The organism is Streptomyces sp. TAA486 (assembly GCF_000426165.1).
On record NZ_KE384503.1, the window covers coordinates 383913 to 399633 of the forward strand.

Annotated in this window: 10 protein-coding genes and 1 pseudogene; 3 read left to right on the forward strand and 8 right to left on the reverse strand. The window is 73.2% G+C overall.

Annotated elements, in window-relative coordinates:
• Nucleotides 1-7: 7 nt before the first annotated feature.
• Nucleotides 8-3592 (forward strand): annotated as a pseudogene (cydD, locus tag I004_RS36940) (thiol reductant ABC exporter subunit CydD); the annotation flags it as partial.
• Here the strand turns inward: cydD and I004_RS40625 are convergent.
• Both I004_RS40625 and I004_RS0129520 read right to left on the reverse strand, forming a co-directional pair.
• Complete coding sequence (locus I004_RS40625; protein ID WP_106965465.1) at nucleotides 3561-4601, reverse strand: HAD family hydrolase; 1041 nt, start codon at nucleotides 4599-4601, stop codon at nucleotides 3561-3563. The pseudogene cydD and the gene I004_RS40625 sit on opposite strands and share 32 nt — an antisense overlap.
• Before the next feature lie 82 nt (nucleotides 4602-4683).
• Entirely contained in the window at nucleotides 4684-5634 is a 951-nt protein-coding gene (locus I004_RS0129520) for an LLM class flavin-dependent oxidoreductase (protein WP_051345596.1), read from the reverse strand.
• 302 nt (nucleotides 5635-5936) lie between these two features.
• Here I004_RS0129520 and htpX point away from each other — a divergent pair, with 302 nt between their 5' ends.
• The gene (gene htpX / locus I004_RS0129525; protein WP_028438423.1) at nucleotides 5937-6848 is read left to right on the forward strand and encodes a zinc metalloprotease HtpX; all 912 of its coding nucleotides are present in this window, start codon (nucleotides 5937-5939) and stop codon (nucleotides 6846-6848) included.
• A 37-nt stretch (nucleotides 6849-6885) separates the two neighbouring features.
• Nucleotides 6886-7524 (forward strand): PspA-associated protein PspAB, encoded by a 639-nt coding sequence (gene pspAB, locus I004_RS0129530; protein ID WP_028438424.1) that lies wholly within the window; start codon nucleotides 6886-6888, stop codon nucleotides 7522-7524.
• 65 nt (nucleotides 7525-7589) lie between these two features.
• Here the strand turns inward: pspAB and I004_RS0129535 are convergent, their stop codons facing one another.
• From I004_RS0129535 to crtI, 6 genes are all read right to left on the reverse strand, one after another.
• On the reverse strand, nucleotides 7590-9068 hold the full coding sequence (locus I004_RS0129535) for a cryptochrome/photolyase family protein (RefSeq protein WP_028438425.1): 1479 nt from the start codon (nucleotides 9066-9068) through the stop codon (nucleotides 7590-7592).
• Nucleotides 9069-9145: 77 nt separating this feature from the next.
• Entirely contained in the window at nucleotides 9146-10732 is a 1587-nt protein-coding gene (locus tag I004_RS0129540) for an FAD-dependent oxidoreductase (RefSeq protein WP_051345575.1), read from the reverse strand.
• Nucleotides 10729-12006, reverse strand: coding sequence for a lycopene cyclase family protein (locus tag I004_RS36950; RefSeq protein WP_051345576.1), 1278 nt, complete (start codon nucleotides 12004-12006; stop codon nucleotides 10729-10731). The genes I004_RS0129540 and I004_RS36950 overlap by 4 nt, the downstream gene beginning before the upstream one ends.
• 19 nt (nucleotides 12007-12025) lie before the next feature.
• Nucleotides 12026-13018: a DUF5914 domain-containing protein gene (locus I004_RS0129550; RefSeq protein WP_028438427.1), complete on the reverse strand. Its 993-nt coding sequence runs from the start codon at nucleotides 13016-13018 to the stop codon at nucleotides 12026-12028.
• A complete protein-coding gene (locus tag I004_RS36955) occupies nucleotides 13015-13995 on the reverse strand; it encodes a phytoene/squalene synthase family protein (protein ID WP_037978248.1) in 981 nt (326 codons plus the stop codon). The genes I004_RS0129550 and I004_RS36955 overlap by 4 nt, the downstream gene beginning before the upstream one ends.
• A complete protein-coding gene (gene crtI, locus I004_RS36960) occupies nucleotides 13982-15664 on the reverse strand; it encodes a phytoene desaturase family protein (protein ID WP_078511911.1) in 1683 nt (560 codons plus the stop codon). Before crtI ends, I004_RS36955 begins: the two co-directional genes overlap by 14 nt.
• Nucleotides 15665-15721: the final 57 nt, after the last annotated feature.

Consider the following 15721-nt stretch of genomic DNA (forward strand, 5'->3'; position numbering starts at 1 on the left):
GTCACCGATGAGGCCCGTCGATCCGCGGCTGCTCGCCCACGCCCGCACCACCCGTGTCTTCCTCGCCACGTCCGTGGTGCTGGGGCTCGTCTCGGCGCTGCTCGTCATCGGGCAGGCCGTGCTGATCGCGGACATCGTCGTCCGCGCGTTCCGGCACGACGCCGGCGTACACACCCAGCTCCTGCTGCTTCTCGCGGTGACCGCGGGCCGTGCCCTGGTCTCATGGCTCACCGAGCTCGCGGCGCACCGCTCGAGCGCGGCGGTGAAGTCCGAGCTGCGCACACGCCTCCTGGACCATGCCCTGGCCCTCGGGCCCGCCCGGCTCCCGGGCCGCCGCACCGGCGAGCTGGCCAACCTCGCCACCCGCGGGATCGACGCCCTCGACGGCTACTTCTCCCGCTACCTTCCCCAACTCGCCCTGGCCGTGGTCGTACCCGTCGCCGTACTGGTCCGCGTCGTCACCGCCGACTGGATCTCGGCGGCGGTCATCCTCGTCACCCTCCCCCTCATCCCGCTGTTCATGGCCCTCGTCGGCTGGGCCACGCAAGCTCACACGGACCGCCAGTGGCGCCTGCTCTCCCGGCTGTCCGGCCACTTCCTGGACGTCGTGGCGGGACTGCCCACCCTCAAGATCTTCGGCCGCGCGAAGGCGCAGGCCCGCAACATCCGCGTCATCACCGACGACTACCGGCGCGCCACCCTGCGCACCCTGCGTATCGCCTTCCTCTCCTCCCTGGTCCTGGAACTCCTCGCCACGATCTCGGTGGCGCTGGTGGCGGTCGGCATCGGGATGCGGCTGGTGCACGGCGAACTCGACCTCTACACGGGCCTGCTCGTCCTCGTCCTCGCGCCGGAGGCCTATCTGCCGCTGCGCCAGGTCGGCACCCACTACCACGCTGCCGCCGAGGGGCTGTCCGCCGCGGAGGAGGTCTTCGCAGTCCTCGACGAACCGCTCCCGCACGGTTCCGGCGCCCCTGCCCCCGACCTGCGGACGGCCACCCTCACCGTCGACGGGCTCCGCGTGCGCCACGAGGGCCGCGCCCACGACTCGCTGCCCCCGACGGACCTCACCCTGCGGCCCGGTGAGACGGTCGCCCTGACGGGACCTTCCGGCGCGGGCAAGTCGACGCTGCTGCAGGCGGTGCTGGGCTTCGCACGGCCCGCCTCGGGCGCCGTGCGCGTCGACGGCACAGACGTCCGCGACCTCGAACTCGGCGGCTGGCACGCCCAGATCGCATGGGTGCCCCAGCACCCGCACCTCTTCGCGGGCACGGTCGCGGACAACGTCCGCCTGGCAGAGCCCGCCGCCACCGACGCGCAGGTCGCCGCCGCGCTGACCGCCGCGGGAGCGAGCCTCGATCCGGACACGCCCCTCGGTGAGGCCGGTGCCGGAATCTCCGCTGGTCAGCGCCAACGCGTCGCCCTGGCACGGGCGTTCCTCACCGACCGGCCGCTCCTGCTGCTCGACGAGCCCACGGCGGCCCTCGACGGAGAGACGGAATCGTCGGTCGCCGAGACGCTGCGCCGCGTCTCGGAGGACCGCACGGTCCTGCTCGTCACGCACCGCCCGGCCCTGCTGGGCACGGCGGACCGCGTGGTCACCCTCGCACCGCCGGTGCCCGCCGCATCCCTGACCGGCCCGCTGCCGAATGCGACGTCCGCGGCCACAACTCACCTGCGTACGCGGTCCGTTGACGTGGAGGACGGTTCGGCGGACGCACAGGGGGACGGGCCGGCGGAGGCGACCCGTGAGACCCCCGGTCCGGGGACGGGCGACGATCCCGGCGCGCACCGTCCCGGCCGCGAGCGCGGTCCCGGGCCCCGCCTGGCGGTCGCGGCCGTCCTCGGTTCGCTCGCCCTGCTCTGCGCCGTCGGCCTCATGGCGACCTCGGGCTGGCTGATCTCGCGCGCCTCGCAGCAGCCGCCGGTGCTGTATCTGATGGTCGCCGTCACCGCCACACGCACCTTCGGCATCGGCCGCGCCGTGTTCCGCTACGCCGAGCGGCTCGTCTCGCACGACGCGGTGCTCCGCGTGCTCGCCGACGTACGGGTCCGCATCTACCGCAGGCTCGAACCCCTCGCCCCGGCCGGCCTCCGGTTCATGCACCGAGGAGACCTGCTCACCCGCCTCGTGAGCGACGTCGACGCCCTGCAGGACCGTTTCCTGCGCTGGCTGCTGCCCGCCGTCGTCGCGGCGGTCACAGGACTGGCGGCCGTCGCGTTCACCGGCGCGCTACTGCCCGCCGCGGGTGCGGCGCTCGCCGCCGGACTGCTGGTGGCCGGGGTCGCCGTCCCGGCTCTCACCGGCGCGCTCTCGCGTCGCGCGGAGCGCAGACTCGCCCCGTCGCGGGCCGCGTTGACGACCCAGGTGGTCGATCTCCTCACCGGCACCGGGGAGTTGACCGTCGCGGGCGCACTGCCCGCGCGCAAGGCCGCGGCCCGCGCGGCGGATCGGCGCCTCACCCGGATCGCCGCCCGCTCCTCCGCGGCGACGGCGCTCGGGTCCGGTCTGGCGACCCTCGCGTGCGGCCTCACCGTCACCGCCGCCGCATGGGCCGGTGCAGCGGCGGTCCACGCGGGGCGGCTCGACGGGGTGTGGCTCGCCGCCGTCGTGCTCACGCCGCTGGCGGCGTTCGAGGCGGTCAACGGCATGCCGCTCGCCGTCAGTCACCGGCAGCGCGCCGCGCGCTCGGCCCGGCGCGTGCGGGACGTCGTGGACGCTCCGGAACCCGTGCGGGAACCCGAACACCCCCTGCCCGCGCCCGCGTCACCGTTCCCGCTCGTGCTGCGCTCGGTCACGGCGCACTACCCGGACACGGAAGACCCGGAGCACCGGGGGCACCGGCACCCGGAGCAGCAGAGCACCCAGCGCTCGGACGCCGGGAGGCGGCAACTGGCCCCGCCCCTCGCGGACTTCGACCTGCGGCTCACACCCGGCCACCGCGTCGCCGTCGTCGGCGCGTCCGGCTCCGGCAAGACCACGCTGGCCCGTACGCTGCTGCGCTTCCTCGACGCGGAGAGCGGTTCGTACACGCTCGGCGGCGCACCCGCCGAAGGCGGCGTACCGGCGAACGCGCTGCACTCGGACACCGTGCGGCGCTTCGTGGGCCTGTGCGCACAGGACGCCCATGTCTTCGACAGCTCGCTGCGCGAGAACTTGCTCCTCGCGCGCAAGGACGCCACGGACGACGAGCTGCGCAGTGCTCTCGCGAGGGCCCGTCTGGACTCCTGGACGGCCATGCTCCCCGAGGGCCTGGACACACTCGTCGGGGAGCACGGCGCCCGCCTCTCCGGCGGGGAACGTCAACGGCTGGCGCTGGCCCGTGCGTTGCTCGCGGACTTCCCCGTGCTGGTACTGGACGAGCCCGCCGAACACCTCGATCTGCCCACGGCGGACGCGCTCACGGCGGACCTGCTCGTCGTCACCGAGGGCCGCACCTCCGTCCTCATCACGCACCGGCTGAAGGGTCTTGAGGCGGTGGACGAGGTGGTCGTGCTCGACGCGGGCCGCACCGTCGAACGCGGCACGTACGCCGAACTGGCCGCAGCCGGCGGGCCGTTCAGCCGGATGCTTGCCCGTGAAGCGGCGAGCGGCGCACCGGCGCACCGTGCCCGTCCGGACCGCCCCGCGCCCCAGTCGGACCGGCGTCCTGCCGCCGCCGCCCGTACCGGAGCAGCAGCCTCTCGATGATCTCGGCGACACCGTCGGCCTCGTTGGACGACGTGTGGTTCGCGGTCGCGGCGAGTACGTCGGGATGTGCGTTCGCCATCGCGTACGAGGTGCCGGCCCAGCTCAGCATGTCCAGGTCGTTCTGCATGTCACCGAACGCGACGACCTCCTCGGGGCTGACGCCCCGCTGCGCGCAGCACCGCGCCAGCGTGCTGGCCTTGCTCACGCCCGAACCGCTGATCTCGAGCAGTGCGGACTTGCTGGAGCGGGTGAACTGCGCGTGCGCGCCGGCCGCCCTGCGTCCCACGGCGAGGAACTCGTCCGGTTCCAGCTCCGGGTGGTGGGCCAGCAGCTTCAGCACGGGTTCCTCGTGCTCCGGGCCCAGCAGCTTCTCCACGGGCGCGACTGTCCCGAACAGGTCGCGGTGCAGTGCCGGGTACTCCGGGTCGAGGTGGAGCCCGCCGCTGCGTTCGACGGCGAAGCACACACCGGGGGCCGCCTCGCGCAGCGCGCCGACAACGGCGAGTGCGTCGTAACGGCCCAGCGCCCGGACGTCGACGACCTCGCCCCCGCGGTGCAGGTCGACCACAGCGGCGCCGTTCGCGCAGATGGCGAGGCCGTGGCCGTGCACATGCTCTCTGACGACGTCCATCCAGCGGGCGGGTCGGCCGGTCACGAAGAAGACGTCGAGCCCCGCTGCCTCTGCGGCGGCGAGGGCGGCGACCGTACGTTCGGAGACCGTCTTGTCGTCACGCAGCAGCGTGCCGTCGAGGTCCGTGGCGATCAGGCGGGGGCGCACGGCCCGGTCGGTGGCGGCCGGAGACACGACCGCCGGGGCGGCGGCGTGCCGGGCCTGAAGGGAATCGACTGCCGGATCGGCGGGAGGCGCGCTGGGTGCGCGGAATGCGGGCGGCTCAGTCACAGCGACCATCTTCCCGCATATGCACGCACACCAGTGCGGAGGGTGCCCCTGATGAGCGGCGAACGGGGCATGTGCCCTCCCGACCGCCCCTCTACTGCTGTGGTGCCGTACCCCTGAGCTGTGCGATCCCCTCGGTGGCGATGCGCTCGAAGACCGTCTCGTCGGCGGCGAACTGCGAGTCGGCAATCGGCCAGTGGAGGACGATCTCGGTGATGCCCGCCTCCGCGTACTTCCCCGCGAAATCGACGAAGGCGTCGACGGACTCCAGGGGCGTCCCCGGCACGAATCCCGTGAGCAGGACCTTCTCCAGATCCGACGCGTCCCGCCCCGTCTGGTCGCAGGCCGTGCCGAGCCGGACGATCTGGTCGCGTACGGCCTGGAGCCCCTCGGCGGGGGTGCCCGTCGCGGCGATGCGCGGATCACCCGTGGTCACCCAGGACTGCCCGTAGCGCCCGGTGAGCAGCATGCCGCGCGGGCCGGTGGCGGCCACGGCGAAGGGCAGGCGGGGGCGCTGCACGCAGCCGGGGATGCCGCGCACCTCGTCCGCCGAGTAGAAGGTGCCCTCGTAGGAGACGACAGGTTCGCGGAGCAGTCTGTCCAGCAGCGGCACGAACTCGGCGAACCGGTCCGCGCGCTCACGCGGCGTCCACGGCTCCTGGCCGAGCGCCGTCGCGTCGAAGCCGTTGCCGCCCGCGCCGATGCCGAGGGTGACGCGGCCGCCGCTGATGTCGTCCAAGGACATCAGTTCCTTGGCCAGCGTCACGGGGTGCCGGAAGTTGGGCGAGGTGACGAGGGTGCCCAGGCGCAGACGTGACGTGGCTGCCGCGGCCGCAGTGAGGGTGGGCAGGGCACCGAACCACGGTCCGTCGCGGAAGTTGGCCCGCCATGAGAGGTGGTCGTAGGTGTAGGCGGTGTCGAAGCCCAGCTCTTCGGCGCGCTGCCACCGCTCACGTCCGCCCTCGTGCCAGCGCAGGACGGGAAGGATCACGGTGCTCAGTCTCGGGACGCGCTCGGTCCGCGGGGGAAGAGGGGGAGGTGCCATGGCGCCGAGCCTACGGCGGGCGGCTCGGGACCGGTCGCGCCGGGTGTCGCGCCGGGTCAGCTCCCGGCTGCTCTCCGTCATTCGCCAAAACGAACGTAAAGAGTGGACAATTAGCACATAAGTGGCGTACTGGAACACCGCCCGACCCCTGGTGCGGGAGAACGGCCCGCTTCCGGAGGAGGACGGTACGGCACGCCATATGGAGGTGCGCGGAGCCGCGCCGCCGCGAAGCGCCGCAGCCCGGCGCACGCAGGGCGGTCCGGTGGGCCCGCTTCCGTAGGAGTGAGGGAGGAGCGTCCGTCATGGCAGCAGCTCGTGGGCGATACGTCGCCGACCGTGGACTGACCAGCCGCATGGTGGTCACGATGTTCCTCATCGGGCTGCTCTATGTGCTGCTGGTGGGCGTGCTGATCGCGGCGCTGGGCAACGCGTGGCCACTGATCGTCATCGCGGTGGGCGGCCTCTTCATCGCCCAGTTCTGGTTCAGCGACCGCATCGCGGCCTTCAGCATGGGGGCCCGTGAGGTGACCCCGGAGCAGGCACCCGAATTGCACGGTGCCGTGGACAGGCTCTGCGCGCTCGCCGACGTGCCGAAGCCGAAGGTGGCCATCGCCGAAAGCGATGTGCCCAACGCCTTCGCCACGGGACGAAGCCAGCGCAATTCGATGGTCTGCGCGACGACGGGCCTGATGCGGCGCCTGGAACCGGAGGAGGTCGAAGGCGTCCTCTCGCACGAGCTGTCGCACGTCGCGCACCGCGACGTCGCCGTCATGACCATCGCCTCGTTCCTGGGCGTCTTGGCCGGCGTGCTGACCAGGGTCGCGCTGTTCAGCGGACTCAGCGGAGCCGGGCGCAACGACCAGAGCGGCCTCGGCATCATCCTGCTGGTGATCCCTCTGGTGAGCATCCTCGTCTACATCCTCAGCTTCCTGCTGACCCGGCTGCTCTCGCGCTACCGCGAACTGTCCGCGGACCGCGCGGGTGCGCTCCTCACCGGTCGGCCGTCCGCGCTTGCCTCCGCGCTGACCAAGGTCACGGGTCAGATGGCCCGAATCCCGACCCGCGATCTGCGCAAGGCCGAGCCCTTCAACGCCTTCTTCTTCGCACCCGCCTTCTCCGGCGAGACCATCGCGACGCTGTTCTCCTCCCACCCGCCGCTGGAGCGGCGCCTGGAGCAGTTGAGCCGCATCTCGACGCAGCTCGGGCAGCAGTGAGCAGCACCGTCGCACCAGTACGAGGGACGTGAACCCCGTGGGCCTTCTCGACGCACTTCTGGGCCGCAGCAAACCCGTGCGCCCCGACCTCGACCAGCTCTTCGCCCTCCCCGCGGCCGCCGTCACACTCCAGGCGGGCGCGGACCTCGTACCGACCGGACTGGGATCGGTGTGCTTCGCGAGCGTGGAGGGTGGAGCCTTCAAGCAGCTCCAGCGGGACGTACGGCGGTTGCTGGACGCCGACCTCTCCCGGGGTCCCCGGCACGAAGCTGAACCCCAACGGGGCGGAATCCCGGTGGAGTTCAGCCAGGACGAGTACGGCTACACCTGGCTGTTGGCCCGGCACGAGCCGGAGGAGACGGTCGAGCTCGTCAACGATCTGCACGCGGTGAACACCCTGCTCGAGGAGAACGGGTTCGGTCCGCAGCTGCTGTGCTCCCTGGTCGGCTTCCGGGGTGCGGAGGAGACGGAGAGCGAAGGGGCGGCGGCCCGCTCCCTCGCCCTCGTCTACCTCTACAAGCGCGGCACCTTCTATCCGTTCGCCCCGCAGCCCGGGCGCAAGGAGAAACGGGACAGCACTCTGGAGCTCCAGATCCGCGGGCTGCTGACGGACGACCTGCCCATCGAACCGGACCTCGGCCGGTGGTTCCCCGTCTGGGGAGCGCCGGGACTCTGAGGTCCCCCCTGCGGCGGTCCGCGATGAGCCCCTGCGGCCGTCCGCGCCGGGCGTGCCGCAGCGCTTCAGGGACGCTGCCGGGTGCGTTCCCGCGCGACCACCTCGTCCAGGTCTGTGATGCGGTGGAGGTTGCGCAGCTGTGGTGCGAGGCGCCAGTTGCCGGCGAGGCGCTTCTCGTTGCGGGAGAGGAACCACCAGTACCCGGCGGTGTACGGACACGCGTCGTCACCGGTGCGTGCGGACGGCCGGTAGACGCAGCCATGGCAGAAGTCGCTCATCCGGTTGATGTAGGCGCCGCCGGCCGCGTAAGGCTTCGTGGTGATCGTGCCACCGTCCGCGTACTGGGACATGCCGATGACGTTGGCGGCCATGACCCATTCGTAGCCGTCGACGAAACAGCGATGGAACCAGTCGGAGAGTTCGGCGGGGTTCCAGCCCCGTTGCAGGCCGTAGTTGCCGAGCACCATCAGACGCGGGATGTGGTGCGCCCAACCCCGGTCGCGCACGTCCCCGAGCACGGTCGACAGGCAGCGGGCCCGGACGTCGTCGGCGTCGAGCCCGGCGAACCAGTCCGGCAGGCGCCGCCTCGCCCGCAGCGCGTTGCGCCGGGCGTATCCACGTCCGAAGTGCCAGTACGTGTGCCATACGTAGTCGCGCCACCCGATGACCTGGCGGACGTATCCCTCCGCGCTGCGAAGGGGCACCCTGCCCTCGCGCCATGCCCTCTCGGCCGCACGTACGCACTCCAGGGGGTCCAGCAGGCCGAGGTTCAGGGCCGCCGACAGCCGGCTGTGGCTCATGCTGGAGTCGCCGGCCAGCATGGCGTCCTCGTAGGGGCCGAAGGTGGGCAGCCGCTCCTCGACGAAGTGCTGCAGCGCACGTCGTGCCTCGGCCCGGGTCGCGGGGAACTGCCGGGGTCCGTCACGTCCGACGAAGGAGACCTCGCCCATGCGTTCGGCGGCGTCCAGGTCGGCCCGCACCTCGGCGTCGATGTCGTCCTCGTCCGGGATGTAGGGCGTGGGCAGCGGCAACTCGGCGGCCGCGGGTGGCGGCTCCCTGTTCTCCTTGTCGAGGTTCCACTGCCCGCCGGCGGGTTGGTCGACGTCCATCAGGAGGCCGGTCGCTCTGCGGGCGCTGCGGTAGAAACTCTCCATGATCAGCGGCTTGTTGCCGCGCCGGGCGGCCCACTCCTCGAAGTGGTCGCGCCCGGTGGCGAATCCGCGTGACGGGAGGACCGTCACCCCGTCGAGCCCTTGCACGAATTCCGCGGCCGCACGCGAGGTGGGTCCGCAGACCGTCAACGGGCCCCGCACACCGGCGAGCGCTTCGGTGTAGGTGTCGGCCTGCACGAACAGCGCCCGCTCGCCCAGCTCGGCGGCCCTGTGCCGCAGGGCCGAGAGGACCAGATGGGCCTTCTGCCGGTGGAAGCGGCGGCGGCGCAGCACCGCTCGCGACTCGATCAGCAGCACCGGCTGGTCCTTCCCGTCCAGGAAGTGCGGGCCCAGCTGGTCCGCGAAGCACCAGCGGCGCTCTGGATCTGCCATCCATCCACACTGCGGCAGCGTGGCGTGCTCCGCACACGCGGGCGGGCGGCCGGAGGACGGCGCCCACGACGCAGCCGTCAGCCCAGCCGGCTCAGCGCGCGCAGCGCGGCGGAGCGGCCCGCCACCGGCACCGACCACAGTGGGTGCCCCCGAACGCCCCAGGTGGCCAGCAGCGCGTTCGCGGCCTGGAACCCGGTGGTCGCCGCCCGCTCCATCAGTGCGACCGGCAGCCGCGTGCGCACCAGGTCCCCGGCGACCACGAGCCGCGGGTGGCGGGTGCGCACGCCCGGCCTGTCCGCGTATCCGCCGACGGGGAAATGGGGGCAGTCCTGCTGCCATTCGTGACGTACGTCGACGGTCCCGGCTCGTGCCGTCTCGGGGTAGACGCGGGATAGTTCGTGCCGCGTGCGGGCTTCGACCGCGGTGCGGTCGCGGCCGACGGGTACGGCGTACGCGTGCAGCTCCACCACCGAGCCGCCGCTTCGCCGGGCCCAGCGGGCGGCCTCGCCCTCCCACCGGTCGAGGACGCTGACGTTGTCGAGGGGCCCGTAGCCGCTCGTACCGAGGAAGCCCGGCCTGCCGGGAGCCACGGGCCGGTCCAGCCAGTAGCGCGAGACGAGGAAGGGCGGGGCCTGGCGCAGGCGCGCGACGCCCGCGCGCCAGTGCTCGTCCCCGAGGCGGGGGGAGCCAGCGACGAGGGTCTGCAACCCCCTGCTGTCGAGGGCCAGGACGCAGGCGTCGTAGCGGTGCACCTCCGGGTCCGCGTCGTCCGGGCGAGCGGAGAGGGACAGCGCGAAGCCGTCGCCTTCGGGCACGAGCGAGCGCACCCCGACGCCGGTACGGACCGTGACGCCGAGCTTGCCGAGGCGGCGCGCGAGCGGATCCCACAGGGCGAAGGGGAAGGGCTCTGCGGGGACGTCGAAGAGCAGGCCTTCCGCCGACCCCAGGAAGTAGATGTGGAACATCAACACGAGCTCCGCGGCGGACAGTTCGCGCGGGTCGGCGAAGAAGCTCCGGGAGAACACCTCGAAGGCCAGGTCACGGGCCTCGTCGGGAAAGCGGACCCTGTCCAGGAACTCCGCCGCGCTGACCTCGTCCAGCCGCCGGTAGACCTCCGGCACCCGCACGTCGAGAAGGGGCAGCGCCGCCCTCGGGTTCATCCTCGCCATGCCGGAGAGCGTGAAGGTGGGGCTGCGCGCCACGAATCCCAGCACGCTCCACGGCGGGGTGCGCGGTACCCGCCGGAAGCTGTCGGACGGGCCGCCGGCGCGCCGCAGCGGGTAGTCGGGCAGGGGCACGAGCGTGCCGGCGCCACAGCCGGTGCCGGAGTCGTCGTCCGTACGCCGCAGCAGACCCCGCAGGTTGTAGTACTGGCGGAAGAAGGCGTGGAAGCCGCGGCTCATCGTCGCGGTGCTGCCGTCGGCCAGCCGCGTGTGCCACCCGCGCAGCCGCCCGCCCAGCGTCGCCCGCTCCTCCAGGAGGTCGACGCGTACGCCGCGTTCGGCCAGGGCGGTGGCGGCGGCGAGCCCGGCGATGCCGCCGCCCACGACGGCGGCGCGGGGCGCGGGCTCGCGGACGTGCGGGGCCCCGGCCGCCGCCGGCCAGAGGACTGCCCGCCGGTCCCGGATGTGCAGCGGCGGCCGTGGCCGGTGGCCGTGCCTCACGCCTGCACTCCCCCGTGCTCGACGGCCGCGGACCGGACGCCCGAAGAAGGCCGCTCCGCCTGTGCTGCCCGGCGCGGTACGAAGGGGAGTTCGCCCAGCGTGCGGACCATCGGGAGGACCGGGGCGCGTAGGCCGATCGCCCACTCCTGCGCGGGAGTCGAGCGCCCTTCGAGGAAGTGCAGCACCCGGTCCAGGGGGTTGCGCCGGAAGAGGTCGGTGAAGAAGGCCGCGCCGTCGATGCGGCCGGTCGCCAGAGCCCGCAGCAGGACGGCGTCCATGGTGCGGTGGCGCCACGAGTGCGCTTCCGGCGGCAGCGGCGTACGGCCGGCCCCGTACGCGGCGGCGACGGCCGTGGCCTGGCGCTGGAGCGCGGCGAACGCGTAGCCGGTCGACGGCCGCACGGCGCCTCCCGCGGCACCGATGCGGAAGACCGACCTGCCGGCTCGGCGCCGGAAGACGCCGTCGGTCATGGGGATGACGCCGTGCTCGGTCGCGGTGACGGTGTAGTCGCCGAGCCGCCGGGTGTCCTCGAGGTAGCGGCGCAGCGCGGTCTCGTACGCACGGGTGCTCGCCACCGAGGTGGAGAAGACCGTGTACTCGACCAGGGCCTCGTCCTCCGAGAGGGGCAGGAGGTAGACGAACGCGAGGCCCCCGGGCGGCGGTTGTGGCGTACGGAAATCCATCAGCTGGGCCACGGACGGGTCGAAGCAGGCCCGCCTGGTCTGCACGAACCACCCGCGGAAGTGCTGCAACAGCGTGGTGCGGGCCGGGGGCAGCCGCCGTGGCGGGCGCGAGTCGAACACCCAGCGGCTGAGGAGCCGGAACGGCCGTCCGTCCGCGTCCACCCCGGTCGTCTCGCCGCCCCCCGGCACGTCGCGGATTCCGGTGACCGTACCGGTCAGGCGTCGCACCCCGGCCGACGAGGCCAGCCGCGCCCCCAGTTCACGCGTGTAGGCCGTGGAGCGGAGCATCTTGTACGTCGTCCCGCAGGCGCCCGTGGTCGTACGCCCGTCCCCGTCCGTGACGGACAGCCGCGTCCACGCGGCGGTCAGGAGATCGTCGAATTCGCCCGGCCCCTCTTCCCAGAAACACCAGGTCCGCTCCGGGCTGCGGAGCGGCCCCGGGGGCGGCTCGACGAGCAGGACGCGGGGGGCCGCCCGCCCGGCGCCGGCCGCGCCGCTCACCAGGCGCCACGCGAGGGACAGGCCGGATGCCCCGGCCCCGACCACGACGACGTCGGCGTCCGCGTCGGTGTCCGAGTCGGTGTCAGTCATCGGCACGTCCTTTCCGCAGTCAACCCGGGAACCGTCCCGCACTGATCAACTGCCGCCTGCGCTCGGCGTATGCGAGGTCGTCGCGCCAGAGTCGTGCCGCGGCCCGGCGCATGAGGGGGCGCAGCAGCGGCGCGGCAAGCCGGGCAGCGGCGAAACCCCTGCGCTCGGACGTGGCGAGCACGGCCTCGATCACCGCGGTGCGCGGCCGCGGATGCCCGGGAGGAGTCAGCGGGGTGGCGTGCGTCTCCACGGCGGACGTGGCTCCCTCGCCTTCGAGGATGTGCATCACGACGGTGCGCGGTTCCGGGGCGGCGAAGGCGGCGCGCACCGGGATGCCGGTACGGGCCGGCAGCCGGTAGGCGACATCGACGAGGAAGCGGTCGCCGTTGTGCGCTTCGGGCTCCTCCACCACCGTCAGCCGGGCGAAGGCGTACGGGTGGAACCACGAGCCGTGCCAGGGATCGAGCCGGTTGGCGACGACGTCCTCCGGCTCGCAGCCGCCGACCTGTGTGACCACCGCGTCGAGGGTCTTCGCGGCGGTCGGGCGGTCCGGCAGCACCGGCAGCGGCGTGGGCTCCTCGCCTCCCACCTTGTCGAGCCGCACCCAGGCCAGGACCCCGTCGTCGTATGAGGGGAAGAGATGCCAGTCGCCCATGCCGCCTTCGTCCAGGGCCAGGCCGTGCCACCGGCAGACGAGGCGGCCACCGCACAGCGCGGCCTCGCGCAGCGGAGCACCGAGATGAGGGCATGCGCCGGGTGCCGCCCGCAGGGCGCCCGCGGAGTTCCGCCAGACCACGAGCTCGACCCCCGCGACCGTGCGGCCGATCGGACGGTCGTCGGGGACGTCCCGAGAGGAGGCGAGCACGTACCAGTTGCCGGAAGGGCGGTTGACGGCCCGCTTCAGCGCGTCCGCGATGAGGGAGGGGCGGGCCGCCTGCCACGTCGGCGGCTGCTGCTCCCATGCAGAGGCGGGGAGGAGCCGCCGCGGGCTGCGCCGGCCGGGCCGCGTCAAGGGAGCACCGTCCCGGGCAGCGCGCCACGCCGTTCGGGGAGGGGTGTGCGGCGTGCGCGCAGCGCGGCGGTTCTGGCGAGGGCGGGGAGCAGGGCTCGCGCCTTGCGGCCGCGGGGGACGACCGTGCGCCGGTGCATGACGGCGCAGTCGGCGGCCTCGATCTCGTCGAGGATGCCCCGGTAGAGGAGCAGAGCCGTCTCCACGCACGGGCGGGAGACCGGATGCAGCATGGGGACGCCACGGGCGGCGTGCTGGTAGATCTCCCGTGTCGTGTCGGCGAGTTCGCGCACCGCCGCCCGCACACGCCCGTCGTTGCGCCGGTGGAGACGGCACCAGCGCAGCAGCTCCCGGTCCACGCCGTGCGCCGCCAGCAGGTCCTGCGGGAGGTAGATGCGGTGGCGGTCGAGGTCTTCTCCGACGTCGCGCAGGAAGTTCGTCAACTGGAAGGCGATTCCGAGCGATGCGGCATGCGGTCCGGCCTCATCAGGGGGCGCGACGGTGCCGAGCACCGGAAGCACCTGGAGCCCGATGACGGCAGCCGAGCCGTGCATGTAGTCGCGCAGGTCCTCGTACGTGCCGTACTCGGCGACGGTCAGGTCCATGCGCATCGAGCGCATGAAGTCGCTGAAGTGCTGCGGGTCGATGGCGTAGCGGACGGCGGTGTCGGCGAGGGCCGCGATGACGGGGTGTGTGCTGAGGCCGGAGCGCAGCGCGGCACGCAGGTCGGCGTCGAGCCGCAGCAGGCGGGCGCCGCGCTCTTCGAGGGAGATCGCCGGGTCCGGGGCGTCGACGATGTCGTCGGCCCACCGGGCGAAGCCGTACAGGGCGTGCACCGCGGGGCGCTGGCGGGGCGTCAGGAGGCGGGTGGCGAGGAAGTACGTCTTGCCGTCACGGGCGTTGAGCTCCCGGCAGCGTGCGTACGCGGCGCGCAGCGCGGGATCGAGGAGGCCCGCCGCGTTCAGCTCACCTCTGAGCATCGGCCTCGCCTTTCGGGGTGGTGACAGCGGGCCCGGAAGAGGGCGGGCCGGGCGGTACCGGTGTGATGCGGGTGCCTGTGCCGGCGCCTGTACGCGTACGGATGCGGGCGCGGGTGGCCGTGCGTGAGCCGGGGCCGGGGCCGGTGCTGGTGCTTGCGCGCGCGGGTGCGGGCGGTGCAGGTGTGCGGGTGTGCGTACCGGTGATGCGGGCGGCGGCGAGCTTCCCGGAGACGATCACGGTCGGCACGCCGACACCGGGCGTGGTGCCGCAGCCGGCGAGTACGACGTTCTCCCAGCCGGAAGGCAGGTTCTTGGTCCGGAACGGGCCTGTCTGCGCGAGCGTGTGGGCCGCGGAGAACGGCGTCCCCGCCGCGTGGTGCTGCGCGGCCCAGTCGGCCGGGGTCACCAGCCGTTCCGTCTCCAGGTCCTGGCCGAAGCCCTCCAGACCGCGGCCGTGCAGCACGGCCTGAAGGCTCTCGCGGTAGCGGGGCGCGATGGCATGCCAGTCGTGCGAGCCCGTCACCAGGTTGGGGCAGGGGGCCAGTACGTAGTGCAGGTGCCGGCCCGGTGGCGCGAGGGAGGGGTCCGTGACGGTCGGGCTGGTGATCAGCAGTGAGGGATCGCTCATCAGCTCACCGGTGCGGGTCAGCTGGCGGAACGTGTCGTGCCAGGTGTTGCCGAAAGAGATGGTGTGGTGGGCCAGTTGGGGCCAGGTGCGGCGCCCTCCCGCGTGCAGCACGACCGCGGACGGCGCGTAGCGCAGCGGCAGCGCGCGTCGCGGGGCGCCGCCCAGCAGCCGGTGGGTGACGGGCAGATCGCAGGTCAGGACCAGCGCGTCGCAGGGGATCCGCTCCCCCTCGGCGGTGTGTACGGCTGCGGCCCGGCCCGCGGGGGAGCGCTCGACGCTGGTCACGGCGGTGCTGTATCGGAAGGTGACGCCGGCCCGCTGCGCGGAGGCCGCCATGCCGCGGGGCACGGCGTACATGCCGCCGCGCGGGAAGTACACACCGGCCACGGTGTCCATGTAGGCGATGACCGCGTACGCGGCGAGCGCGCGGGTGGGCGGCACACCCGCGTAGAGGGCCTGGAAGGAGAAGATCCGCCGCAGCCTCTCGTCCCGGACGAAACGGGAAATGCGGCCGTGCCAGGTGGCGAAGCCGCCCAGCGCGGCCAGCCGGGCGAGGTCGGGGGTGAGCAGTCCGAGCGGGGAGTCGAAGTTGGCGTCGATGAAGGAGCGCATCTGCACGCGGTAGATCTGCTCCAGCCAGCGTCGCAGTCGCCGGTATCCCGCCGCCTCGGCTGCGCCCGCCGCGCGGTGGATCTCCGCCTCCATGGCCTCGGGCTCGGTGTGCACGTCGATGTGCGTACCGTCGGTGAACTGGGCGCGGTACGCGGGATGCAGCGCGAGCAGCTCGATGTGGTCGGACATCACTTCGCCGACGGCCCCCATCGCCTCCTCGATGAGGTGAGGCATGGTCAGCACCGTGGGGCCGGTGTCGAGGAGATAGCCACGGTGCTCGATGCGCCCGGCCCGTCCGCCGGGGCCCGGGGCGCGCTCGACGACCGTGACGCTTCGCCCCGCTCCCGCCAGGTGCAGGGCGGTCGAAAGACCGGAGAGGCCCGCACCGACCACGACCACGTGGTCGGTACGGCCGGGCAGCGTCCTCATCGGTCCACGGTGGCCCGTGGTGGCCCGCACGCGGGCCAGTGGCGCGCCGGGTGGGCG